This is a genomic window from Sorangium sp. So ce375, assembly GCF_051473855.1.
Classification (GTDB): domain Bacteria; phylum Myxococcota_A; class Polyangia; order Polyangiales; family Polyangiaceae; genus Sorangium.
The window spans coordinates 7,315,871-7,339,325 of the sequence record NZ_CP150335.1 but is presented as its reverse complement, the minus strand read 5'-3'; the positions used below and the strand labels follow the sequence as shown (position 1 = coordinate 7,339,325).

General features: G+C 71.8%; 17 protein-coding genes. 12 read left to right on the top strand and 5 right to left on the bottom strand.

Annotated elements, in window-relative coordinates; translation table 11 throughout:
* Nucleotides 1–29 precede the first annotated feature (29 nt).
* The 3 genes from WME90_RS27175 to WME90_RS27165 are packed head-to-tail and all read left to right on the top strand — an operon-like array spanning nucleotide 30 to nucleotide 3,698.
* Nucleotides 30–977 (top strand): hypothetical protein, encoded by a 948-nt coding sequence (locus WME90_RS27175; RefSeq protein ID WP_437274914.1) that lies wholly within the window; start codon nucleotides 30–32, stop codon nucleotides 975–977.
* Nucleotides 974–1,927 carry a S8 family peptidase gene (locus WME90_RS27170; protein WP_437274913.1) on the top strand — a complete coding sequence of 318 codons (954 nt, stop codon included), beginning with the start codon at nucleotides 974–976 and terminating at the stop codon, nucleotides 1,925–1,927. The genes WME90_RS27175 and WME90_RS27170 overlap by 4 nt, the downstream gene beginning before the upstream one ends.
* Nucleotides 1,914–3,698, top strand: coding sequence for a hypothetical protein (locus tag WME90_RS27165; protein WP_437274912.1), 1,785 nt, complete (start codon nucleotides 1,914–1,916; stop codon nucleotides 3,696–3,698). The genes WME90_RS27170 and WME90_RS27165 overlap by 14 nt, the downstream gene beginning before the upstream one ends.
* A 63-nt stretch (nucleotides 3,699–3,761) precedes the next feature.
* Here WME90_RS27165 and WME90_RS27160 read toward each other — a convergent pair whose 3' ends face one another.
* The gene (locus WME90_RS27160) at nucleotides 3,762–4,682 is read right to left on the bottom strand and encodes a transposase (protein ID WP_437274911.1); all 921 of its coding nucleotides are present in this window, start codon (nucleotides 4,680–4,682) and stop codon (nucleotides 3,762–3,764) included.
* Between the two features lie 240 nt (nucleotides 4,683–4,922).
* Nucleotides 4,923–5,879, bottom strand: a complete 957-nt coding sequence (locus WME90_RS27155; RefSeq protein WP_437274910.1) for a LysR family transcriptional regulator — start codon at nucleotides 5,877–5,879, stop codon at nucleotides 4,923–4,925.
* A gap of 124 nt (nucleotides 5,880–6,003) precedes the next feature.
* On the opposite strand from WME90_RS27155, the gene WME90_RS27150 reads away from it, so the two are divergent.
* Nucleotides 6,004–7,224: an Acg family FMN-binding oxidoreductase gene (locus WME90_RS27150; protein WP_437274909.1), complete on the top strand. Its 1,221-nt coding sequence runs from the start codon at nucleotides 6,004–6,006 to the stop codon at nucleotides 7,222–7,224.
* Between the two features lie 183 nt (nucleotides 7,225–7,407).
* Here the strand turns inward: WME90_RS27150 and WME90_RS27145 are convergent, their stop codons facing one another.
* Entirely contained in the window at nucleotides 7,408–8,583 is a 1,176-nt protein-coding gene (locus tag WME90_RS27145) for a lactonase family protein (RefSeq protein WP_437274908.1), read from the bottom strand.
* A gap of 791 nt (nucleotides 8,584–9,374) precedes the next feature.
* Between WME90_RS27145 and WME90_RS27140 the strand changes: the two genes are divergently transcribed.
* The 3 genes from WME90_RS27140 (at nucleotide 9,375) to WME90_RS27130 (ending at nucleotide 13,750) form a co-directional block, all read left to right on the top strand.
* Complete coding sequence (locus WME90_RS27140; RefSeq protein WP_437274907.1) at nucleotides 9,375–10,190, top strand: sensor histidine kinase; 816 nt, start codon at nucleotides 9,375–9,377, stop codon at nucleotides 10,188–10,190.
* Nucleotides 10,191–10,703: 513 nt separating this feature from the next.
* Nucleotides 10,704–12,191: a hypothetical protein gene (locus WME90_RS27135; protein WP_437274906.1), complete on the top strand. Its 1,488-nt coding sequence runs from the start codon at nucleotides 10,704–10,706 to the stop codon at nucleotides 12,189–12,191.
* 65 nt (nucleotides 12,192–12,256) lie between these two features.
* The gene (locus tag WME90_RS27130; protein WP_437274905.1) at nucleotides 12,257–13,750 is read left to right on the top strand and encodes a flavin monoamine oxidase family protein; all 1,494 of its coding nucleotides are present in this window, start codon (nucleotides 12,257–12,259) and stop codon (nucleotides 13,748–13,750) included.
* Nucleotides 13,751–13,862: 112 nt separating this feature from the next.
* Here WME90_RS27130 and WME90_RS27125 read toward each other — a convergent pair whose 3' ends face one another.
* The gene (locus WME90_RS27125; protein WP_437274904.1) at nucleotides 13,863–15,722 is read right to left on the bottom strand and encodes a sigma 54-interacting transcriptional regulator; all 1,860 of its coding nucleotides are present in this window, start codon (nucleotides 15,720–15,722) and stop codon (nucleotides 13,863–13,865) included.
* 779 nt (nucleotides 15,723–16,501) lie between these two features.
* On the opposite strand from WME90_RS27125, the gene WME90_RS27120 reads away from it, so the two are divergent.
* The gene (locus tag WME90_RS27120) at nucleotides 16,502–17,320 is read left to right on the top strand and encodes a hypothetical protein (protein WP_437274903.1); all 819 of its coding nucleotides are present in this window, start codon (nucleotides 16,502–16,504) and stop codon (nucleotides 17,318–17,320) included.
* Nucleotides 17,321–17,407: 87 nt separating this feature from the next.
* Here the strand turns inward: WME90_RS27120 and WME90_RS27115 are convergent, their stop codons facing one another.
* Nucleotides 17,408–18,475: a GDSL-type esterase/lipase family protein gene (locus tag WME90_RS27115; protein WP_437274902.1), complete on the bottom strand. Its 1,068-nt coding sequence runs from the start codon at nucleotides 18,473–18,475 to the stop codon at nucleotides 17,408–17,410.
* A gap of 1,045 nt (nucleotides 18,476–19,520) precedes the next feature.
* On the opposite strand from WME90_RS27115, the gene WME90_RS27110 reads away from it, so the two are divergent.
* Genes WME90_RS27110 through WME90_RS27095 form a run of 4 tightly spaced genes read left to right on the top strand, consistent with a single transcriptional unit; the run spans nucleotide 19,521 to nucleotide 23,441 of the window.
* Nucleotides 19,521–20,252 (top strand): sensor histidine kinase, encoded by a 732-nt coding sequence (locus tag WME90_RS27110; protein WP_437274901.1) that lies wholly within the window; start codon nucleotides 19,521–19,523, stop codon nucleotides 20,250–20,252.
* On the top strand, nucleotides 20,249–21,142 hold the full coding sequence (locus WME90_RS27105; RefSeq protein ID WP_437274900.1) for a hypothetical protein: 894 nt from the start codon (nucleotides 20,249–20,251) through the stop codon (nucleotides 21,140–21,142). The genes WME90_RS27110 and WME90_RS27105 overlap by 4 nt, the downstream gene beginning before the upstream one ends.
* A complete protein-coding gene (locus tag WME90_RS27100; protein ID WP_437274899.1) occupies nucleotides 21,139–22,674 on the top strand; it encodes a sensor histidine kinase in 1,536 nt (511 codons plus the stop codon). The genes WME90_RS27105 and WME90_RS27100 overlap by 4 nt, the downstream gene beginning before the upstream one ends.
* Nucleotides 22,671–23,441, top strand: coding sequence for a response regulator (locus WME90_RS27095; RefSeq protein WP_437274898.1), 771 nt, complete (start codon nucleotides 22,671–22,673; stop codon nucleotides 23,439–23,441). Before WME90_RS27100 ends, WME90_RS27095 begins: the two co-directional genes overlap by 4 nt.
* Nucleotides 23,442–23,455: the final 14 nt, after the last annotated feature.

Sequence of the window (23,455 nt, the reverse complement as noted above, 5' to 3'; positions counted from 1 at the left end):
GCGCGGTCCGGCGGTAGCATCGGCGGCCCATGCCGCTCGCCGACCGCTCCGCGCCGGGTGTTCCGCCCGCCCCGGCGTGGGCCCGCCCGCCCCATCCCCACGCGCTGCGTTCGCCGCTCGCACCCTTCACGGCGCGCCTCCGCGACCTGCTCTCGACCGTCGAGTCGGCGGCGCTCCTCGGCGCGGTGGAGGCGCGCGTGCGCGGGCTCGGGGAGCACCTCCGCTTCGCGTGCCTCGCGGTGCCGTGCTCGGAGGCGCTCGTCGCGCTCGAGATGGAAGCGCTCGGGCGGCTGACGGTCCCCGTCGTCGCTGACGCGATCGGCTTCCGAAGCCCAGGCGTGGAGCTGCCGCCGAGCGGCACCCCGTTCGCGTACCTGCTCGGCGGCGGCGGCGGGCACGCGGTGGAGCTCTCCGACGGCGATCCGATGATCGCGCCGCTCCGGCCGCTCCTGGCCGCCGCGCCCGCGTCCGCGATCTTCGTGCCGATCCGCGTCGGCGCGGCGACCGTGGGCGGCGCCGCGCTGTTCTCGCACGAGGCCCCGCTCGGAGGGCGGGAGCTCGACCTGGCCGAGCGGCTCGCCGAGGTCCTCGCGCTCACCGTGGAGTCGTTCCGCACCGAGCGGGTCGTCTTCGAGCTCTTCGCGCGCGCGATGCCCGACCTGCTCGCGCAGGCGCAAAGCCAGCCGGCGGCGGCAGGTCGGCGGGCAGCGCCGGGCGCGGAACCTCCGATCCCCGAAGGATCGGCCCCGCCGCCGACCTCGCTCCGTGCCGCGCTGGAGCGGCACATCCACGCGCTCCGCCTCACGCCCGAGTACCGCCGCCGCCTGGAGCTCGCTGCAGTGGTGGGGAGGCTCGCCGAGCGCGGCGAGGCCGAGGCCCGCCTGGCCCTCGATCTCCTCGCGCGGATCGACGCCTACGCGAGCGGCGCCGGCGGTGCAGGGGAGCCAGATGCAGCAGGGGAGGGGAGCTCCGCATGACCACGGCCTCTCCGGCACGACCAGGCGGCGAGCTCCACGGCGCGCCGCGCCCGGGCGCGCGAAGCGGCGCCGGCGTGCGCGTCGCGCTGATCGACTCCGGCGTCGACGCGTCGCACCCCGCGCTGCGCGCGGCGGCGCTGCGGCACGTCGCCCTGGTCCAGCGCGGCGCTGGCGGTGGCGCGCACGAGGTCGCGCCGTGCGCTCCCGGAGACCTCAGCGGGCACGGGACGGCGTGCGCGGGCATCGTCCACCGCATGGCGCCTGCTGCCGAGATCACGAGCGTCCGCGCCCTCGGCGACGACGGGCGGTGCTCGCGCGACGGGCTCATCGCCGCGCTGCGCTTCTGCGTCCGCGAGCGCTTCTCCGTGGTCAACCTGAGCCTCGGCATCGACATCCCGAAGAACGCGCCGCTCCGCCCCGGCGACTACCGCTCGCTCGTCGAGCTCTACGAGGTCGCGGACGCCGCGTACACCGCGGAGGTCGTGCTCGTGGCCGCCGGCCCGAACGCGGCGGCGTTCCGCACCTATCCGGGGCGCTTCAAGTCGTTGATCGGGGTCGGCAGAGGGGCTTTCCATGATCCTGAGGCGCTCCGGAGCGAGCTCACGCTCGACCACGAGATCCTCGCGCCCGGCGACGACGTGCTCGCGCCCGCGCCCGGCGGCGGCGAGCGGCGCTGGACCGGTACGTCGTTCGCGGCGCCCCACGTGACCGCGCAAGTCGCGCGGATCCGCGCCGCCTGGCCGGAGCTCTCGATCGAGGCGGTGAAGGCGGCGCTGCACGGGCTCGCGCGCGGGACAGGCAAGAGCGCGGAGGAGGTCGCGGCGGAAGCGGAGAGCGCCGCGGGGGCGGGGGACGCCGCCGCGGCGGTGCGATCCGCGCCGTCGGGCACGGGCGCAACGCCGGCTGGTCCGCGCGGCGATGGAGTGGAGGAGCGCGGTGCTCCCGCTTGATTCGATCGACAGCGTGTCGCCGCTGTCGCGGCTGTTGCGGAGCGCGCCGGGCGCAGAGGTCCGCGCCGAGCTCGATCGCGTCGAGGCGCTCGTCGGCATCGGCGGCGATCCTGCGGCAGCGTTTCACGGCGGCCCGCTCGTCGCGGCGGCGCTCGGCTTCGGGCGCGGTGCGCTCGCGCTGCGCGAGGGAGCGCTGGACACCGCCGTCCTCCATCTCGAGGGCGCCGCCTCCGCGTTTGACCGCGAGGGGGCCGCCGAGGCTCGGGACCTCGCGCGATGCGAGGCGGCGCTCGCCCGCCTGCGTCGCGACGCGCGAGCCGCCTGCGCGTCCGCCATCGCGGAGCTCGACGCCGTCGCGGCCGCGGGCGATCCGGGCCGCCGCGCCGCCGTCGTCGCCACCCACTACCGCGGCACGGCCGAGCGGCTCCTCGGCGACGCGGCGGCTGCGCAGCGCACGCTGCTGTCGGCGCTGCGCCGTTCGGAGCCGTTCCTCGGTGAGCGCGCGCAGATCCTGAACTCGCTCGGCACGCTCTACGTGACCCTTGGCGCCCACGGTGCGGCCGAGGCGCTGCTCGAGCACGCGGCCGAGCTCCATCGCCGCCGCGGCGACGCCGTGGGCGAGGCGATCGCCTGTGGCCAGCTTGGCGCGGCGGCGCTCGGCCTCGGCGCCCTGGAGCGCGCCCGAGCCCCGCTCCAGCGACAGGAGTGGTTGTGCGCGCGCCTCGGCGACGCGTTCGGCCGCGCGCGCGCCCTCACGTTCCTCTCGGAGCTCGCGCTCGAGCTCGGCCGCGCCGACGACGCCCTCGCGCTCGCGACCTCCGCCCGCGACGTCGCGCAGCAGGCTGCGCCGCCACTCCGAACCTGGGTCGCTTATGCTGCGCGGGCGATCGGGCGCGCGCGGCGGGACCTGGGCGATCCGGGCGCCGCGGCGGCGCTCGACGAGGCGGGCGCACTCTTCCGCGCGCTCGGCCTTCCGCTTGGGGAAGCGCTTGCTGCCTGGGATCGCGCTTCGGCCGAGGCGCTCGCGCTCGTGGGGCCGGTGGACTGGTTCTCCGCCGCCTGGTCGCTTGGCTCCCTGGGTCTGTCGTCACGGGTGGCGCAGCTCCTCCGGGAGCGCCTGGAAATCGAGGAAGCAGCGCCACTCCCGGAGAAGGGCGAGCCAGCGCTGGACGGCGAGGCCCGGGAGCGGGCGCTCGCCGCGGCGGCGCAGACCGCGCCGCACGTGGCGGTGCAGCGAGAGGTCGAGCTCGTTTACGATCAGCCTGACCACCTTGCCGCGATCGCCGCCCGCCGGACGGCGGCACAGCGCAACCTCGGTCGACTTGCGGCGTTGACGCTCGCCAGGCCGGGGCTCGTCATCGCTGCGATCGCGGCATCGCGGCTCGGTGCCTGCGGCCGCGCGCTCCCGTCCGAGCGCGCAACGGCGGTCTGCGTGGCCGACCTACCCGGGTTCACGGTTTGGATCTGGCCGGCGGCCACCACCCCAGCGGTCATCGCCTACGACCTGGCCGCGCTGCGGGCGGCGCTGTGCGAGCCGCTGCGCGCAGCACTGGCGCTCGCGCCGGCAGGGCGCGTCCTGAGTCCGCCGTTCGCGGGCGAGACCGGCGCGGAGCTCGATGCGGTCGAGCTTGTTAACCTGATGGCGCAGCCCGCCGTGCTCGCGCCAGGCGAGTTACGCTTGGATCCGCAGCTCGGCTGGGACGGCGAGGTCCGCGCGAGCGTGGAGGCGCTGGGGTTCGTTGTTACAAGCGATTCGTGCCACCCAGATTGACCCACGCGACGCGACGCGCGCGCGCGCGACCTCACCCGGGTTGCTCCCTACCCTCGAAAGTACCTACACGGTAAGCACGACGCTGACCACGTTTGCGCCGTGGAACGTGCGCATCCACCACGTCCCTGCCGGGAATATCACGCTGCGCACACCAGCACGCCACCGATCGAGCGCTGCGCGGTACGAGGTGCGAAACGCCCATACAGCAGCGCGAGCCGCTCGCCATGCGTCGCCCTGCATGCGGCCCACCGCAAACGTTGGATTGCGATCGCGCGGCGGTTCGAGGCTGGTGATGCGCTCATAAGGAGAGATCTTGCCGGCTTGCTCGGCGCCAAGGAAGCGGCGCTGTTGTCGTTGCACCTCGGCATGCGCCTGCGCCTCCTGCCGCTCGAGCTCGGCGGCGATCGCATGGCGAAAGTCCTCTGCGCTGTCATGCTCGATGGTCGGCGGCAGCGCGAGCGAGAGCGTTGCTTCCTCGGGCCACTGTGGGTTCTTGGGATCGAAGTAAGCTGCAGGACGAGCCGCGCACAACACGCCCCGGCCGATCTCACCCACCTCGACCTTGGCGCCCGGCCACTCATGCGCATGCGGGACAAGTCCGGCGGCTACAGGGTTTGCGAGGACATACGCGATCTTCTCCACGACCGCGGCGCGTGTCAGCAGCCGCACCGTGCTTGTGGCCTGATGGTCCCATACCGGCCCTTCCCAGGCGCGGAGCACCTTCGTGCCGAGCGCGACAATGCGATGAAAGAACTGCAGGAAGCGCGGCAGAGCGCCCTTCGTGTCGGTAACGACGAGGTGTAGGTGCGTCGACATTGCGCAGAGCGCATGGACCTCGATGCTATAGCGGCGGGTCGAGACTGCGAGGGCGTAGACCAAGAGCTGAGTGATGGCCGCATCGGGGCGGAAGAGGAGATGCCGGCGCAGGACGCGACGGGTGATCAGGTAGGTTGCGCCGGGCGTGATCTCGCGGGGCTGGCTCATGGCTGGTCAGATCTACAAGCGCCGTGCCGGCGGTCGCCGTGAACGATCTCAAGGACTTGCCAGCGCCAGCGGGTCGCGGAGGGTGGCGGCCGCCAGGCGGATCATCCTCCGCCATCCCTGCGGGTCGGCGGGTCAAGTCAACCCGGGTCGGGTCAACCTCGGGTCAACCTGCGGGGTCGGGTCCGTGGTTGGTCCGATCCGGGTCAACCTGGTCGGGTCGGTCAATCGGGGTCAACTTGGTTAGGTCGGGGCCTCGGGGCCTTGGTTAGGTCGGCGCCTGTTGGGTCGGAGCCTCGTGCCCGCGCGGATCGCCTTGCTGAGCCAGGAGCGCAGCCAGCGATGGCCCGGATCGTCGTGCGCGCGCTCGTGCCAGACAGCCGAAGTGCGGTCCAACCCAAGCTCGACGGGGGGCCGGACCGCGCGCAAGCCGAAGGGCGTCGAAAATGCCGCGACAGTCGCTGGACACGTCACCACGAGGTCCGAGGCCGCGATCAGGAAAGGCACCGTCACGAAGTGCTGGACCTGCGCGACGATCCGCCGGCGCCGCCCATGGGCTTCCAGCGCGCGGTCGACCAGGCTGCCCGGCATTCCGTGCGGAGCGATCAGCACGTGCCCGAGCTCCAGATAGCGATCCAGGGTCAGCCGCTGTGACGCAGCGGGATGATTCCTGCGCATCAGCGTGACGAAGCGCTCCTCCGGCAAGCGCAGCTGTCGCGACGACGGCGGCACGAGGAACTCCGGGACGAACGCCAAATCCGCCGTTCCTCGCTCGAGCCGCCTCACGAAGTCGGCTTCGGCGCGGTCGACCTGCACCGTGATGTACGGCGCCTCGCGTGCCAGCACGGGCAAGAGCCGCGGCAGCGCGGCCGCCTCGAGCAAGTCGTTGCCGAGCAGCACGAAGCGGCGCTCGGACGTCGCGGGGTCGAACGGTGCGCCGGCCTGGACCGCCGCTCGCAAGCTCGCGAGCGCCTGAGCCAGCGGATCGACGAGCGCCTCGGCGCGCGGCGTGAGCGCGAGCAGCGGCCGCCCCGGCGCAAGCAGCGCATCGCCGAAGAACTCGCGCAGTCGTCCGAGCCGCTGGCTCGCAGCCGACTGCGTGATGCCGAGCCGCTTCGCCGCGCGTGTCACGTGCCGCTCGCGGAGCAGCACGTCGAGCGCGAGCAGGAGATTCAGGTCGTCAGGGAGAGCATCGTGCATTAGCCGTTCTAATATAATATATTAGATTCATCGATTGTACTAATCTATCGATTCGCCTCAATCTATGCGCGTGGCCGTCGCTCGCGGAGCCCGGTCAGACGTCCTCTGGACGATGGAGCGCATCATGGAGAGGGAGCTCAAGGTCTCGCGGCGGCGCCTGATGGGAGGCGTCGCGACGCTCGCCGTGGCCGCCGGAGCGAGCTGGTACGCGGCCGGCCGGGGTGTGTTCGACGATCGGACGGGCGAGCCGTTCGCGCCCTGGACCGCGTTCCGCGGGCAGCGCGGCGAGGGGCTCGCTGAGCTCGTGCGCGCGGCGGTGCTCGCCGCGAGCCCGCACAACACGCAACCCTGGCTGTTCGAGCTCCACCCGGATCGCATCGACGTGTTCTCCGATAGATCTCGATCGCTCGGCACCATGGATCCGTTCCTGCGCGAGATGCACATCGGGCTCGGCTGCGCGATCGAGAACCTGTCGCTCGCGGCAGGCTCGATGGGTTGGGAGCCCCGCGTGGAATTTGAGACGGGTCATCTGCTGGGCTCGGACCCGGGGCGACCTCGCGCTGCGGATCGCGCGGCGTCGCGGGCGAGCCGGGTGGCGAGCGTCCGGATCGAGCCAGGAGCGGCGGAGTCCCCTCTCGCGGAGGCCATCGCACGGCGACATACGAACCGCGGCCCGTACGGGGCGCAGCGCGTGCCCGTCTCAGCGCTCCAGGAGCTCTCGCGGCTGAACGGAGAGGACTCAGATGTAGAGATCGTCTGGCTGGAGCACCCGAACCAGCGCGAGAGCTTCGCCGCCCACACCTTGCGCGCCACCGAGACCATCGTCCGCGATGCGGCGATGGTGCGGGACAGCGACGCGTGGTTCAGGCTGGCGCCCGAGGCGGTACCGGCCCATCGGGACGGGCTGATCCTCGATGTGATGGGGCTCGGACCCCTGCTCACCGCGGCGGTCAAGCTGCTGCCGCGTCCGTCCGCAGAACAGATGCATGACGATTGGCTCCGCGTCACGCGCGAGGTCCATCTCGCCGGCGATCCCGCCGTCGGTGTCATCGTGAGCCGCGACCGCTATGATCTGGGCGCGACCCTCCGCGCTGGGCGCCTGTGGCAACGCCTGCATCTCTGGGCGACCACGCGTGGCATCGCGATGCACCCGCTGAACCAGGTGCCGGAGGTCATCGACCGAGAGCGCGTGCTCGGACGATCGCCGGTGATGGAGCGTTCGTTCAACGAGGCGCTCGGCCTCCGCGACTGGCAGCCCACCTTCGCGTTCCGGTTGGGCTTCCCGGTGCAAGAGGCCGTGGGCGGCCCGCGCCGCGCCGCGGAGGCGGTGATTCGCGCCGCGTGAGCGCCGCGCGCCTGCTGCTGCGCAAACGCGGGCGCGCGCGACGAAGGCGGCGCAGCTAACGTGCGTCCTCTCGTAACGCGTGGCGGAGCGGCAGACGCCCTTGAGGAGCCCCCGAGAGGCCGTGGCAGGGTGCCACGCCAGGTGACGCAGCGCTGGACGCGTCACTCAGGAGAAGGACGACCCTCACCGCACTACGATGCCCTGGGCGCCGCCGCCGGGCGTCAATCCTCCGGCTTCGCCGCGTGGGATCAGGGCGCCGTCGCGGCTCACCTGGAATGCCGCGATTGTCCCGGCGCCGGCGTTGAGGGTGTACAGAAACTGGCCGTCGCGCGTCATCGTGAGGTCGATCGGCGCCGTTCCGGTGGGGAACGAGGCGGACACGCCGTCGTCGAGCAGCGTTAGCGCACCCCGCGCGTCGACCTGGAGTCCGGAGAGCGTGTTGCTGCCCGTGTTGGCCGTGAAGACATAGCGGCTCCCAGGGGCGCCGGCGATCCAGCAGGTCGCCCGCTGGAAGGTGTCGACAGTGTCGCTGATGACAGCAAGGCTCCCGTCGGCCCCGATTCCATACGAGGACACAACGCTCGTGTCGCCGGTCGCCGGTATGCCGTCGCCGCCGACCTCCGCCACGATCAGGTGGCCGCGCCGATCGAAGGCGAAATCAAAGGGTACAAGGCCCCTGGAGATCGTCGTGACCGGCGCGTTACTGGGCAGGCCGCGGCGGCTCATCGGGAACACGTGGATCTGATTGGACCCCTTGCCCGCCACGACCAGCGCCTCGCCGTCGGGAGAGAAGCCGATCTGACCCGGTGTCGCGCCGAGCGACGGCGGCGTCGTGCCGCCGAGGCCGAGACCGCGGATCGACCCGTCGAGCGGGACGAGCTCGCCGCACGGGTTCACTTCGAAGCCGGCGATGTTGCCGTCTCCACCCACGTTGAGGACATAGAGCAGATCGCCGTGGGAGGCGACGCTCACCGGGAAATCGCCGCCCGAGTCGACCACATCGAGCAACGTCAGGCCGTGGGGGGCGACGCGGAACATCGACACCTCGCTGCTGCCCGCGTTCACGGCGAACAGGAGCTTCCCGTCCTCGCTAAGGACGAGCGAGCCCTGGGATCCGAGCGCGTTGATCGGCCGGGTCGGCGCGCCGAGCCCTCCGGTCGCGTACGTGCCGGCGTACGAGAGCGAGCCGTCCGCCGCGCGATCATATGCCACCACGGCATTGCCGTCCCCGGCGTTGGTCATGGCGAAGACCTGGCCGCGCCGGTGGGCGCTGGGGCCGTGTGCCATGGCGTCGCCGGGCGCGCTCGCCGCGAAGAGACCCAAGCACAGGGCCGTGATGCTCATCGTGCTGCGAAACATGAGAAAGCTCCTGGGATTGGCGCCGCGAACCCAGCGGCGCGGGCTTGTCGGTGGGGTCGATCGTCGAGGCGCACCTCGGTCGTGACGACCGGCACGGCGCGCCCCGATCTCGAGCGCGCCGCTCTGCGCGCTCCGTCGAGCGGGTTCATCCGCTCCTACGCGGAAACCCCTCTGCGGTTTCGCGGCCGCGTCGCCCGTCCTGCTCCGGCGCACCTCAGCCCCTCATCCGGGCGTGGATCCGCCGGGGTCGACCTGGCCGGCACGCGCGCGTGGCCGTGCCTCGCACGACGAGGGACGGGCGGCCTCTCCGCTGGGTGGGTCGCCGTCCTGCCAACCTGGGTCGGGTCGCCGCCGCCAACCTGGGTCGGGTCGCCGCCCTGCCAACCTCCGCCCTGCCAACCTGGGTCGGGTCGCCGCCCTGCCAACCTGGGTCGGGTCGCCGCCCTGCCAACCTGGGCCGGGTCGCCGCCCCGCCCCGCCCTGCCAACCTGGGTCGGGTCGCAACCCGGGTCGGGTCGCCCGCTGCCATGGCAACCTGAGTCGGGTCGCCGCTCCGCTCCGCTGGCCAACCTGGGTCGGGCCACCGGGTCGGGTCGCCGCCTTTGCTCGCCGCGGCTCCTTGCGTACCTGAGCAACCGTTCGTCGTGCGCCACGGCACACCCGGCCTCGGCAGCTCGGATCCCATGCCCGGCGTCCGCGAAATCGCGCTCCTCCGTGGGCGATGACGCGTGGCATCGCCGATGCTTTGGCTGCACCCACGAAAAGCCGCCCACTCCAACGGAAGTTGAATCATGTCCGTCTCGAACGCTCCTCTCCCTGGAACCCCCGAAGCACGTCGGCCCGCCCGCGCCTCCGAGCCCGCCCGCGCCTCCGAGCACGACGCGGGCGCCGGCGTTCGGGACGAGTTCCTCACGCTCGCATCGCACGAGCTCATGACGCCGCTGACCTCGCTCACGCTGCAGGTGCAGCGGATGAAGCGGCTGAGCGAGCGGCGGGTGGAGGACGCGCCAACGTGGGTCGCCTCGCTCGAGGTCGTCGGCCGGCAAGTCAACCGGCTCACCCGGCTCTGCGAGGACATGCTCCAGGCGATCAGGCTCCGATCGGATCCGCTCGATCCCAAGCGCGAGAGCGTCGATCTCGGAGCGTTCGCCCGAGAGGTGGTCGCCGGGCTCCCCGTGGAGCTCTGCTCCCCGTCCTCCACGATCTCCATCGACGCGCCGGAGGTCGTCGTCGGCCGCTGGGACCGTGAGCAGCTGGGGAGCCTCGTGTTCCACCTCGTCAAGAACGCCATCCAGTTCGGCGAGGGCCGGCCGATATCCATCGAGGTGAAGGCCTGCCCCGCCGGTGCGGTGCTCCTCGTCCGCGATCAAGGCGTCGGCATCGCGGAGGAGGACCAGGCGCGCATCTTCCGGTGCTTCGAGCGCGCGAGCGGCGTGGTGAACTTCGGTGGCCTCGGTCTCGGGCTCTACATCGCGCGCGAGATCGTGCGCGCTCACGGCGGAACGATCGGTGTGGAGAGCTCGCCGGGCCACGGCTCGACGTTCACGGTCCAGCTCCCCCTCGACCTCGATCCTACCAGCCGGTCCAGCCTCGCGCGCGCTCCCTGACAGCGTCGCTCCCTTCGGCGCCCGTCGAGGCGCCGTCGCTCTCTCCATCCCCTCGATCCCCTCCATCCCCTCGTGAATCGCCCGCGGGCACCGCGCGGCGCCACGCATCTCTCACAACCAACGTCAGCTCACCGGTCGCAGGCGGCACGTCCGACCCCGGCCGCCAGGCGACGTCCACCGCGCTCCCTCGCGAGCCCTCGAGAGCGGCTCGCCGCGAGATCTCGTGATCTCCCTCCTCGCCGAGGGCGCCATCACCCGTCGCCCACGCGACGCGCCGCCTCTGGCGCGCAATCCCTTGCTCGATCGCGTAGCGGCCCGCGCGCTCCTCCTCGCTCACGCGGCCACCGCGCCGATCTCCCGGTGAATTTGCGTGGGGGCGGCCGGCACGAGGTGTGCTCTGGCCCACGCCGGCAACGGCGAGATAGGCAATCCGCATTCGACGAATGCTCGGTCGAAGCGGAGCCGATAGCGCGACGGGGCGTCGTCTGGGCGCGCGCGTCGCAGCGGAGAACCATGAAGATCGAAGCGACCATCGAAGCGACCAGCGACCCCATCAGCGCTGTGTTCAGCCACCGTCACCCCCTCATCCTCTCGGAGGGCGCGAAGAACACCAAGGCTCACAGCGCGCGTCATCCCATGAGAGCGCGACCCGCCGGCGGCGCGGCAGCGCCGGGCCGCGGCTCGACCGACCCCACGCCGATCGACGAGGAGGCCGATGGACGCGGCGCCGCCCCTCGTTACCAGAGCGCCGTGACCCAGCCGGCCGCCGCCCTCGCGAAGGCGCCGGAGCTCCTCGCGGCGAAGCGGCGCGTGCTGTCCGGCGACAGGCTACCTGCGGCCTCGGTCCGCTTCGCCGGGCCTGCCGAGATCGATGTCTTCCTCGGTGAGCTCGATCAGGCGATCCGCCCTTTCGAGGACTCCTTGCGCAAGGCAGGGGCCCGACACGGCGACAGGGCCGCTCAGCTCAAGGCCATCATCAAGAAGGCCTCGATCCAGACGAGCAAGACCCGGTTCGAGGACCCTCGGGACATGGCGGAGTTCGACGCCCGGATCGAGCGGGTGGCGCGCTCGGGTGAGCCGGTGGTGCTGGCCATGCCGGAGGGCGGCGGCAAGGTGCCAGTGCCGCTCAAGACGGGCAGGTTCGGCAGGTGGCCTGATTTCGCGGAGTTCCTCGGCATCAAGATGCGAGCGGCGCTGGCGCGCGTCCTGCGCGAGTTCCACCCCGGCGGCGCCCACGTGGTGGTCGTGCCGGACACGTGCCTTCACACCCGCGACATGGGCTTCTGCGCGGACGAGACCCGCAGCCACCTCGAGCAGCTCTGGCGCGATCTACCCCGCCTCGGCGTCCGTGACGAGGTGATCGTGGCCGATACCCTGGCGTACCTCCCCGCGGACTGGGACCGCGTCATCGAGCGCAGCGTCGCGGAGGTCGTCGCCTCGATCGCGGCGGATGAAGCGGTGAGGGCGGCGGCCGCCGCCCAGTCGAGCTCGCTGATGTTCATCAAGGACTGCGGCCTCTCCGACGAGGACGAGGCGATCCTGTTCTATGCCGCCGTGGCCGGGCACTCGGACGGGATCCCCGCCGGGCTCGCCGCCCAGGCCAGGGCTTTCCAGGAGGCGACAGACCAGGTGACGCCGCTCTACATGGCCATCAACCACCATGGCATCCGGGGCCTCGGCCTGATCGAGCGGGTCGTCGAGGGGCTCGGCTTCTCGAGCGAGAGCTATCTCCGCGCGAGCGTCCACGCCAAGCCCGGCTGCCCGCGGCCCGCCCTCAGCGTCTTCCATTCCCTGGCGCCGGTCGCCCTCCTGCCGATGCACGCCCTCGGCGTGCGCGTGATCGACGAGACGCCTCGCTGGGGGCTCTCGTTCGATGTCGTCGGGCGGATGCGCGGCTGGCAGGCCGTCTGCGAGGCGACCACCGGGCGCTTCCTGTTCTATGAAACGACGCAGGAAGGCGCGGAGATGGGCGGCGCCTCTGCCGAGCGGGCGGCCGCGTGAAGGCGCCGGCGAGGCCGGCGTCCCCGCCGGCCTCACCCCCTGTCCAGGAACCGAGGAGGAACCGCGTGCAAGAGCTCGATACGATCGTCGTCGGCGCCGGCATCACCGGCCTCTACTGCAGCTATCGCCTCGCCCAGCGGGACCCCCGCCGCAAGGTAGGGCTCTTCGAAGCCTCGGAGCGGTTCGGTGGCCGGATCGAGACGGTCGACCTGGATGGGTTCCTCGCCGAGTGCGGCCCCATGCGCTTCGAGAAGCGCCGGCAGCGTCTGTTGATGGGCCTGCTCGACGAGCTCGGCCTGAAGACCCGGCCCTTCACCCCTTATGCGGCCGAGCCCGTCCAGGGGCCGCGGTCCTCCCTCGCCCCCGACGAGGCCGGACCGGCCCATCGCCCCCACACGACGCTCGAGCTGATGAAGCTCGGTATTCTCCGGATCTTGAAGGATACGCCCTGGGCGAGCCCCGGCGACCCGGACGACCCTCGGGACGAGAAGCACCGCGACTGGTTGAGGAGCCTCGCTGAGGACGACTACGCCAGCATGCGCCGCGGCGCCAGGCTGGGCGGCGCTCTCCTCTACGAACAGGGGTTCTGGAACGCGCTCAGCGACGTCCTCAGCCACGGCGCCGTGCTCGCGATCCGGGATCAGGGCACCTTCTTCCACCTGATTCCGGAGAACCCCAACGCCATGGACTGGATCGTCTTCTGGCTGCGCGCGCTGTCCAGCGAGGGCGAGGGGGACGCCTCGCTCGTCAGCATCGAAGGCGGCTCCCGGGCGCTGCCCCTCGCCCTGGTGCGGGAGCTCGAGCGGCGCCCGGAGCAGGTCTCCATCCACCTTCGCCACGCGCTCACGTCGCTCGCGGCGGCGGAAGGAGGGAAGGTCCGCCTGCAGTTCTCTCGCGGCGAAGAGACCGTCGAGGCCGTCGCGAGGCACGTGATCCTCGCCTTGCCCCGAAGCCCTCTGATGCGGCTCGCCGGCTGCTTCTCCCGGGAGATCCGGCGGGATCTCGATGCGGTCTTCGGATTCCCGCTCCTGAAGTGCTTCCTGGTCACGGACGCGCCGTGGTGGACGGGGCGCACGCCGCCCCACAGGAACGCGTCGCTGATGCCCGCCAGGGAGGTCCACACGACCTACCGCGAGAGCGACGGCAAGGGCATGATCATGCTCTACACCGATCGACCGGCCACGGAGTTCTGGAAGGTCTATGTGCAGGGCGAGGTCCACGATCGCGCGGAGATCGATGGCAGCGAGGCGCTGAAGCGACAGCTCGTGAAGTACCTCGGCGTGGACCTCCAGGACCCGGCCGGCCGGCAGCGCGCGGCCGGGACCGTGACGACCTGGGCCATCCGGGACTGGAGCAGGGAACCGTATGGGGCCGGGGCCCATACCTGGCGGCCAGGCGTCAGGTCGTGGGAGGTCCTCGAGAGGCTGAAGGCGTTCGACCTCCCCGGCAGCGCCGCGCCCGCCGGCAGCGTCCATGTCTGTGGCGAGGCTTATTGCGATTACCAGGGGATCGAGGGAGCGCTCCGCTCGGCCGAGAGCGCGCTTCGAACCGTGCCCTGATCCGCGACGCCGCGCGGGGGCGGCGAGGGCCATGACCCGCGCGCACCCGCGCATGGAAGCCATCGAAGGCAGAGCGGCCAGCCAGCGCGGCTGGCCGCGCCCGAGCCGCGCGCTACGGCTCCCGGGGCGGCGCGTACCCGAGCCGCTTGATGCCGAGCGTCTTGAGCTTGTACACGAGCGTGCGCAGCGGCATCCCCAGCGCGCGCGCCGCCTCCGTCTGGTTCCCGCTCGCCTTGCGGAGCGCCTCCACGATCAGCTCGGCCTCGCAGCGCTGCAGCCGCGTCTTCAGGTAGTCCCCGCCCGGAGGCGTGGCGGCGGAATCGCCGACCTGGTACGGCAGCTCCGCCTCCGCCTCCGCCGCCGGCTCGGACGTGGGCGCCGCCCGGGCGCGCTCAGGCAAGTCCTCCTCCGCGATCCACTCGCCCTCGGCGATGACCACGGCCCGCTCGATCGCGTTCCGCAGCTCCCGCGCGTTCCCCGGCCAGGAGTACGCCCGGAGCCGCGCGAGCGACGCGGCGTCGAAGCCGCGGATCGACCGACCGTTCGCCTGGTTCGCCTGGTCGAGGAAGCGCAGCGCGAGCGGCTCGATGTCCTCCGGGCGCGCCCGGAGCGGCGGGATCGTCATCGTCATCGTGTTCAGGCGGTAGAGCAGATCGCTGCGAAACGCGCCGGACGCGCACATCGACTCGACGTCGCGGTGGGTCGCCGCGACGACGCGCGCGTCGACGTCGATCGTCTTGTTCGAGCCGACGCGGGTCACCTGCCGGGTCTCGAGGACGCGCAGGAGCGCGGCCTGCACCGCGGCCGGCAGCTCGCCGATCTCGTCGAGGAAGACCGTCCCGCCGTCCGCCGCCTCGAACACCCCTCGCTGCTGCTGCCACGCGCCGGTGAACGCGCCGCGCTCGTGGCCGAAGAGCGTGCTCTCGACGAGCTGCTGCGGGATCGCCCCGCAGTTGACGCACACCATCGGCTTTCCGCTCCGCGGGCCGCTGTCGTGGATCGCGCGCGCCACGACCTCCTTTCCCGTCCCCGTCTCGCCCAGCAAGAGGACCGGGATCGACGAGCGCGCGACCCGCTTGACGTCCTCGAACACGCGGCGCATCGCGGGGCTCACGACGACCGGCTCGACGCGACAGGTGCCCGGACCGCTCTTCCACGTCCCGCCCGGCGCCGAGCGTACCGGCTGCTCCACCGTCGCGCTGCGCACGGCGCTCCAGCACCGATCGAGCAGCTCCTCGGCCACGGTCCCCGCGTCGGGGAACGTCGCGAACCCCGCGAGCACGGCGGGCGACCCGACCCCGGGCGGCGCCGCGAGCGCCCGCGCCACGTCGAGCGCCTTCTCGGCCCCGGCCTCGAGGAGCAGCGCCGCCACCACGTCCGAGCTGTAGAGCGCGATCCGGTCCACGGGGCGCAGCAGCGCCCGCACGCGCGGGAACAGGTGGCTCACGTGGGCGCCCGGCTGGCGGGCGACCCGGGCCATCACGACGGCGAAGGTCCGCCCGAAGTACCGCGCGCGCTTCACCTCCTCCTCGAGCGCGACGCGGAGCTGCTCGTGGCTCATCAGCCCTGGCAGCTCGTCCTCGGCCGCCGTGATCGAGCGGACGGCGACCACCACCTTGCCGAGGATCACCTCCTCGCCTGGCTTCACCTCGCCCCGCGCGACGCGCTCGCCGCCTAGCCAGGTGCCGTTGGTCGAGCGCAGGTCCTCGATGACGACCCTGTCGCCGGACTGGGTGAAGCGGGCGTGCTCGCGCGAGAGGCTGACGTCGCCGATCTGGACCTGCGACGGCGGCGCGCGGCCGATCACGACCGGCACGCCCGGGCTCAGCACGGCGCGCTCGGCGCCGTCGCGGTGGTAGACGAGCAGGGCGACGCGTCGATCGTCCTGCCTGACACCCTGGATCGCATCGATGAAGCTGCTGGACAGCGGCGTTGTCTCCGGGCCGATGTCCGTCTCGCGAATGACTGCCACGCTGCTCACCCCCTTCTCACACGACCTCGCCCCCGGGCTCGCGTCCGGCAGAGCGCGCGCGCCCGCGCGCTCTCGGGGGCGTGCGCCGGCGAGCCCGCCCGCCCGCGCCGCGGGCGAGCGCTCGCTGACGCTGAATTGCGCACCAGTACGGGCGTCTCCGGCAGGCCGCGACGCACCAGCTCGTCCATCAGGGTCCGGTGTTCATGAAGCGCATCCCACGCACCCCGCGCCTCCAACGCGTCCAACGCACCCGACGCATCTTGCAATTCGAGCACCACCTGCGTCGAGCCCGGTGGTGACGCCGCGCTCGACGGCGAGGTTTTCCGCGCCGACCGGCCCGCCTCGTTCGTGGAGCGTTTGGACAGAGCGGCTGTCGATCTCGTCAGCACACTCCAGGGTGTAACTCAGCCGCAGTCCGTCGAGCTCGACCGGAGTCGAGCGCTCTAGGCGAAGAGACCCTGGAAAGCCCTCGCGGCCGGTCGGCTCCGTGGAGATCGGCTTCGGGGCGTCCGGGCGGGCGCTCTCGAGCGCGCCTGCGCTGGGCGACGGCCGAGCTCCGCTCGTGTGTTCGAACTGGCTAAAATAATCTATCTTGGCTGCTGCCTCGGCGACCGCGCAAGGCGTTGCGAACAGCAGCGAATTGACCTCTGGCACGGCCGGTGAGAGGGCGGTGGCGCGGACTTCGTCGGCGCTTGGCGCTCGAGGGGAGCCGCGAGCGCCCCTCGGGCGGTGAGCGACGATCCAATGCTTTTCAATCCTTTGTGGAAGGAGCACGAAATATGCTGAGGCAACTGGCGACGAACCTCGTTTTGCTCGCGCTCGCGGCGGCGGGTCCGGTCGCGTGCGCCGGCTCGGGTGACAGCCCCGCGGAAGCCGGCGCCAGCAGCGTCACCAGCGGGAGCGGCGGCGCGGCGGCTTCCGGCGGACACACCTCGGGAGGCGGCGCGGCCGGCGGAGACGGCGGAGCGGGAGGCGACGCGCCGGGGAACGGCGGCGCGGGCGCGGGCGAAGCGGGCACGGGCGGCGCGGGCACCGGCGGAGCAGGCGGCGCGGGCACGGGCGGCGCGGGCACTGGCGGCGCGGGCGGCGCGGGCAACGGCTGCGTGGGGACGGGGGGAATCACGTACACGCTCGCGACGGTCCCCGCGCCGACGGCAGAGCAGCAGTCTGCCTACGACAAGATCACGAGCGCGATGGATGAGGCGCTGTCGTACTACAACTGTCACACGAGCATCGAGAAGCACCTGTCGGTGTCCTACGTGCCATCGGTCGCGACGGCCGACGGCAACGTCAACGGATCCATCAGGTTCGGCGCGACGAGCTCGATGAACTACATCACCGCCATGCACGAGATCGGTCACACCGTGGGGGTCGGCAGCTTCGAGTTCGGCGCGCTCGTGGTGGACGGCGTCTTCACGGGCGAAGCGGCGACGCGCCAGCTCAGGGCCATCACGGGCAACGAGAGCGACGTCGTGCACGCGGACACCCAGCACTTCTGGCCGTATGGTCTCAACTACACGACCGAGGTCAAGACGACCGACGATCTCGTGAACCACTGCAAGATCGTGGTCGCGATCCGCGAGGACATCGGCTTCTGAGGGCGCCCCGCGCCGCCAGGGCGGACTTCGCGGCGCGGCGTCGCGGAGGGGGCCGGCGCCGCCTGTCTGGCGCCCGCCGGCGCGGGATCACTCGAGGTATGCGGCCAGGCCGAGCTTCTGATCGCGGACGGCTCCGGCCATGAGCTTCGCGATCTGCTCCGCGCCGGAACGCGAGAAGTGCGTGTGATCGTCACAGAAGAAGTCGCCGACGGGGCCGCTGGTCGTCGCGCTCACGTCGCCCCCGGGGACGGGGCAGAAGCCCAGGGTGCCGTAGAGCGCGACGCTGAGCTCGTGCAGGTCGATCACCGGCGCGCCGTACGCCGCGCCCGCCTCGTGGGTCGCTGTCACATAGCCGCCGCGCGTCCCTCGGGCCGCGCTGCCGTTGCAGGCGATCGCGCTCACGGGGGTCACGAACACGGGCTGGGCGCCTCGCTCCTTTGCGGCGCGGGCCATCATCCCGTAGCTCGACTTGAAGGCGTCGAGCCCCACGTGCCGATCGCACGTGCTCGATCCGTCGTTGATGCCGAACTGGATGAACAGGTAATCGCCCGGCTTCATGCCGTCGAGCATCTGAACCCACCTGGCCTGCAGCTTGGGCTCGCCGCTCGAGTCGCGCTCGAGCTCGCACTCGCCCGCGCTATCCATGGTCTTCTGCACGTTGTAGAGCCACGTGCGCACGCTGCGGCCGCCGACGGCGCTGTTCACCACGGTGACCCGCTCGTCGAAGAGCGCCGCGAACTGGCCGCCCCAGCCCGCCGGGCAGGGGGTCTGGCCGTTGGCGACCGTGGAGTCCCCCGCGATCCAGATCGTGATGTCCGGCAGCGGCCCCGCGCCGCCCGTCCCCGCGCCGCCGCTGCCGCTCGGCCCACCTGAAGAGCCCGCGGAGCCCCCGGACCCGGCGGGCGCGTCGCCACCAGCCCCTGCACTTCCCGAGGAGCCCGCCGAGACGGAGGAGCCCGCCGAGACCGCGGCGCCGCCCGCGCCTCCGCTCGAGCTGCTCCCTTCTGGCTGCGAGCTCCCGCCCGTTCCGCCCGTCCCCCCGCCGGCGTCGCCCGGGGCCGTCTCCGGATCGGCGCAGCAGGCGACGGTGAGCAGCGCGAGACACGACACCCGGGCGACCATCAGGCGCGCGGCAGATCGAACGTTCCAGTCCATGAACATGCCTTTCCTCCAGTCACGACATCCGCATCGGGCCCATCCACACCGGATGGAGCTGGCCCTTCGTCTCCAGGTCCCGCAAGCCGCCGGGGCACGTCCGGTCGAGGTGCCGAGCCGGCGGCACGACGAGCGCGCACCGCCGCGGGCGCAGGGCGGCGCCGCGAGCGCGAAGGCAGCGCCGACGAGGCCAGCGGTGGGGGCGACGGGGAGCGAGCATGGCTCGCGACACTGTTGCGGGAGCGCCTCCCAACCAGTCACGGACAGGCGCTTTTTTTTCGGAGCGGCTCGCCGGAGCGCGCTCCGGAGCATGTCCATCGAAATTCTGAAACAGCAGCAAAATCGAGGGCCGCGCGGGCGTCGGCGCCCGCGGACGTCGCTCGCGGGCGCGGCGCTCGACGCCCGCGCCGGCGGCGCCGCCCCGGGACGCGCCGGTGATCGTGAGTCGGTCGTCTGAACATGGCGTGTCTGTCTCGTGTCGGGGCTCGGCGCTCGAGGGGCGCGCCCATCCACCACCGCGCCGGCACCACGCGCGTGGAGAGGAGACGTGCGCGGCGTTTCGTTCACGACGCACGGCGATGTCCGGGGACGAACTGGCCAGTTGCCGGGCAACAGAGCAATCACGCGAGGAGCAAGCAGGACGAGAGCGGAAGGTGGACGGAAATCCTTGGTTGGTGATGTGGTGTGGAGGGTATTGTTATGCCGTTGACTGACACAAACTTTGTCACGTATGTTTATCAACAGGCGACGCGGGGGAGGGATGGCGTCGCGACAGACGTGCAGGCGTGCAGACTTGACAGATGGCACGGAACAGCCACGCGTGCTCTCGTCCGCCCGCGACGCAGCGGCGCGAGACTCGGGCGCGCGATGGCCACATGGAGACGGCGCTTGTGTCGGTGCCCTTAACAGCTCATCCCAAGCTCTCGGACTGTCGTGGCGACGGCGACGCCGGCCCGATGGTGCAGAGAAGGTATCGAGTGCTCCTCGTCGGCGGCGGCGACAGGAGAGCCGCGCCGCTCGCGAGGGCCGAAACGCGAGGAACGGCATGAACAGCTGGGATCCTTTGGGCGCAGCGGAGCAGGCCGCGGTCGCGGACGAGATCTTGGCCGTGCTGCGTCACGACCTGCGCAACCGCTTCGCGATCGTCCGCAATGCGTCGTTTTATATCAAGCGAAAGGTCGCGCGCGACGCGGCCTACACGGCGGATCCGAGGATCGAGGAGTTCTTCGGGATCATCGACGAGGAGGTGATCGCGGCGAGCGCGCGGCTCGAGGAGTCCGTCGACGCCGCGAGGCTCTTCACCCGCACGAGCGTGCGCGTGAGCGCGGCGGGCTGCGTGCAGCGCGCGGCGGCGTGCGCGCGCATCGGCGCCTCCGGGGCCCGCATCGTCCTCTCGGCCCAGGACGGCGACGTCGAGGCGGACCCGATCGAGCTCGCCGTCGCGGTGCGGTGCCTGATCGAGAACGCCGTGGAGTCGTTGCCGGGGGACGGTGTGGTCTCGGTCCATGGCACGGCGAGCGGCGCGCGGTACTTCATCGAGGTCACGGACTCGGGGGCTGTCCCTTGCGAGGTGGACACCGAGGCGCTCCTGCGGCCGTTCTACTCCACGAAGCCGGGTCACTTCGGCCTGGGGCTGAACATCGCGAGGCGGGTCGCCCGGCGCTACAGCGGTACGCTCGCGGTCGAGCCGCGGGCGCACGGCACGTCGGCCGTCATCGCGCTGCCGCTCGCCTCGACGCCGGCGCCCGGCGACGCTGGATCGGAGCTCGCGCCGTGAGCGTGCACGGCCAGCCCGCGGGGCGCGCGCGACGCGCGCAGGCGGCCCGCTCCGCGGCGCGGCGCGCGGGGCCCGGGGCCTCGCTGATCTCGCTCCTGGTCGCGTCGACGGCGGCCGCGCCCCCGGAGCAGGAGCAGGCAGAGGCAGCGGACGAGCCGGCGAAGCCGCCGGTCGAGGAGCTCTTCCTCGGCGAGGCGGCCTTTCCGCAGGAGGCGCTCGAGCTGCAGATCACGAGCGCGCCGACGTGGGAACACGACGGGCGCCGGGTCGGCTTCAGCGTCCCGCTGCTGCTGGAGCTCGGCATCACCGATCGTCTACAGCTCGGGGGAGAGCTTCCCCTGGAGCTCGCGCGCGGAGACAGCGGCGTCGTGGCCGGCCTCGGCGCTGTCGAGGTGGAGGCCCTGTACAACGTCGTCAACGATCGGTGGCTCGGGCTCGTCGTGTCCGCGGGGCTCGGGGCCGAGCTCCCGGCTGGCTCGCGCGAGCTCGGCGCCCCGGGCTACGCGCTGGAGCCGTTCGTGAGCCTCGACAAGGCGATCGGGGGCGTCCACGTGGGCATCTCCGCGTCGGCCGAGATCCGGCTGCCGGCCGCGCGGCGCGACGAAACGGAGCTCAGCCCCGGCGCCGCGCTGGGCGTGATCTTGCCGCTAGGCGACGTGGTTCCGACGGTGGAGCTCGCCGCCGAGCTCGAAGACACCCTGTCGCTGCTCCTCGCGCCCGGCGTGCTCTGGCACCCGGCGAGCGGCCTGGAGCTCGGCGCCGCGCTCGAGATCGGCCTCGCGGGGGAGACGCCCGACGCCGGGCTCATGCTCCTCGTTACGACCGAGATCGAGCTCGCGGGCGACGGCGACGACCACGTGAAGCACGCAAGCAGGAGCCGCGCCCCATGAGCATTCGAGCCACACTGGCCTGCATCTTCGGCGTCGCGCTGGCGGCGGTCCTCGTCGCGGGCGGCGCCTTCTACTTCGCCATCGCGGAGATGCTCGTCTTTCAGCGGCGCGCCGAGGCGTCCTACGACGACCTGAAGCAGCACGTCGCCCTCGCGAGCGACGTCAGCCGCTACATGAACGAGGCGGTCAAGTCGGTGCTCCACGGCAACGCAAGCGCGGAGCTCTCGAGCGCGGCCGAGGCCACGGTGCGCGATCTCGACGCCATCGAGGCGCGGAAGAGGGCGATGATCGCCGACGAGGAGATCAGGGAGAGCGACGAGGAATCGACGGAGGAGATCGAGCACATCAGCTTCATGCGAGCGAGCTTCGAGCGCATCGTCGAGGGCGTGGCGAGTACGATCCATGTCGAGCGCGAGCGCACGAACGAGCGACACGAGCTGCTCGTGCAGCTCTCCGACCGCGAGTACAGGGCGGGGTTCCTCCCGCACATCAACGCGGCCGTGCACGACGCGGAGCGCGACGTCGCGCGGATCCTCGACGATGAGCGTCTCCTCCGGACGCGGGTAGCGGTGCTCGGCGCGGCGGCGACCGGCGGCGCGCTGATCGTCCTCGTCGTGCTGCTCGGGCGGCTCCTCCGCTCGGTGGATCGCGGCTTCAACGCGCTGATCGACGGCTCCCGGCGGATCGCCCAGGGGGATCTCGAGCTGCGCCTCTCCGTGCTCGATGATCACGAGTTCGGCCGTATGAGCGCCGCGTTCAACCACATGGCGTCCAGCCTCCGCTCCGCGCAGGAGGCCAGGACGCGCATGGAGAAGCTCGCCGCGGTGGGGCAGCTCGCGGCGAGCGTCGGGCACGACCTGAGGAACCCGCTCGGCGCCGTCCGGAACGCGAACCATTACCTCAAGAAGCGCCTCGTGGGGACCGAGGTCGGCGCGGAGCCCCGCGTCGCGCAGTTCCTCTCGATCATCGAGAAAGAGCTCGCGGCGTGCACCAAGATCATCGGCAATCTGCTCGACTTCGCGCGCGAGCGGCGGCCGCGCTTCGCCGCGTGCGCGCTGAGGCCCCTCGTGGACGACGCCCTCTCGGTCATCGAGATCCCGCCGCGCGTGCGCGTCGACAACGACGTGCCGGACACGCTCCCTATCGTGGAGCTCGACAAGGATCAGTTCCGCCAGGTGCTCGTGAACCTGATCCAGAACGCGGCCGAGGCGATCCCGGCCGAGCGCGAGGGGCGCGTGCGGATCTCCGCAGAGCGGACGGGCGACGGGCTGGCGCTCTCGGTCGCCGACGACGGGACGGGCATCTCCGAGGAGACGCTAGCGCGGATCTTCGAGCCGCTGTTCAGCACCAAGCTGAAGGGGACGGGCCTCGGCCTGGCGATCAGCGCCGGGATCGTCGAGCGGCACGGCGGAAAGATCGAGGCGACGAGCGCGCTCGGCAGCGGCACGACCTTCGTGGTCCGGCTGCCGGTGCACGATGGACCGGAGGCCGCGGAGCCTTCCCTTCCGCCGACCGGAACACAGGGAGCATGACGGGGGATCGAGCCATGCAGGTGCAGGAGGACACGCAACGAAGCAAGCGGGTGCTCGTGATCGACGACGAGGAGGGCATGCGCATCACGCTCGCCGCCAGCCTCGAGCTCGAGGGCTACGAGGTGGTGGAGGCGAGGGACGGCGCCCATGCGCTCGAGCTCGTCCGACAGCAGGAGTTCACGCTGGTCATCAGCGACATCCGCATGCCCGGGCTCAACGGCGTCGAGACGTTCCGGGAGCTCAAGAGGATCCAGCCGGAGCTTACCGTCGTGCTGATGACGGGGTTCGCGCTCGAGAAGCTCATCGAGGAGGCGATCGCCGAGGGCGTGTACACGGTGATCCACAAGCCGTTCTCGATGGATCACCTCGCGCGCATCGTCGCTCGCGCGGTCGACTCGCCGGCCGTCCTCGTGGTGGACGACATCCCGAAGGTCGCCGACTCGATCGTCGCGGTGCTCCGGGCCGCGGGGCTGTCGGCCCACGCCGTGCACGACGGGCGGGCCGCGGTCCAGCACGTCCTCGAGCGGGGCATCGATGTCTGCGTGCTCGATCTCGTCATGCCCGATCAGGACGGCGTCACCACGTGCGCGCAGATGCGGGGGCTCAAGAAGCGCGTCACGGTGATCGCCATGACCGGCCACGCGGTCCCGGAGATGGTCAGCGCGATCCTGAGCAAGGGCGGGTACGCGTGCCTGCACAAGCCGTTCGACGCGCGCGAGCTCATCCACACGATCGCCCGCGCGCGTGGGGACGTGGCGCACGGATGAATGGATGAATGGAG

Coding starts and splice junctions, on each gene's coding strand:
- WME90_RS27175 (WP_437274914.1), top strand. CDS start 30: ATGCCGCTCGCCGACCGCTCCGCGCCGGGTGTTCCGCCCGCCCCGGCG.
- WME90_RS27170 (WP_437274913.1), top strand. CDS start 974: ATGACCACGGCCTCTCCGGCACGACCAGGCGGCGAGCTCCACGGCGCG.
- WME90_RS27160 (WP_437274911.1), bottom strand. CDS start 4,682: ATGAGCCAGCCCCGCGAGATCACGCCCGGCGCAACCTACCTGATCACC.
- WME90_RS27155 (WP_437274910.1), bottom strand. CDS start 5,879: ATGCACGATGCTCTCCCTGACGACCTGAATCTCCTGCTCGCGCTCGAC.
- WME90_RS27150 (WP_437274909.1), top strand. CDS start 6,004: ATGGAGAGGGAGCTCAAGGTCTCGCGGCGGCGCCTGATGGGAGGCGTC.
- WME90_RS27145 (WP_437274908.1), bottom strand. CDS start 8,583: ATGTTTCGCAGCACGATGAGCATCACGGCCCTGTGCTTGGGTCTCTTC.
- WME90_RS27140 (WP_437274907.1), top strand. CDS start 9,375: ATGTCCGTCTCGAACGCTCCTCTCCCTGGAACCCCCGAAGCACGTCGG.
- WME90_RS27135 (WP_437274906.1), top strand. CDS start 10,704: ATGAAGATCGAAGCGACCATCGAAGCGACCAGCGACCCCATCAGCGCT.
- WME90_RS27120 (WP_437274903.1), top strand. CDS start 16,502: ATGCTGAGGCAACTGGCGACGAACCTCGTTTTGCTCGCGCTCGCGGCG.
- WME90_RS27115 (WP_437274902.1), bottom strand. CDS start 18,475: ATGGACTGGAACGTTCGATCTGCCGCGCGCCTGATGGTCGCCCGGGTG.
- WME90_RS27110 (WP_437274901.1), top strand. CDS start 19,521: ATGAACAGCTGGGATCCTTTGGGCGCAGCGGAGCAGGCCGCGGTCGCG.
- WME90_RS27100 (WP_437274899.1), top strand. CDS start 21,139: ATGAGCATTCGAGCCACACTGGCCTGCATCTTCGGCGTCGCGCTGGCG.
- WME90_RS27095 (WP_437274898.1), top strand. CDS start 22,671: ATGACGGGGGATCGAGCCATGCAGGTGCAGGAGGACACGCAACGAAGC.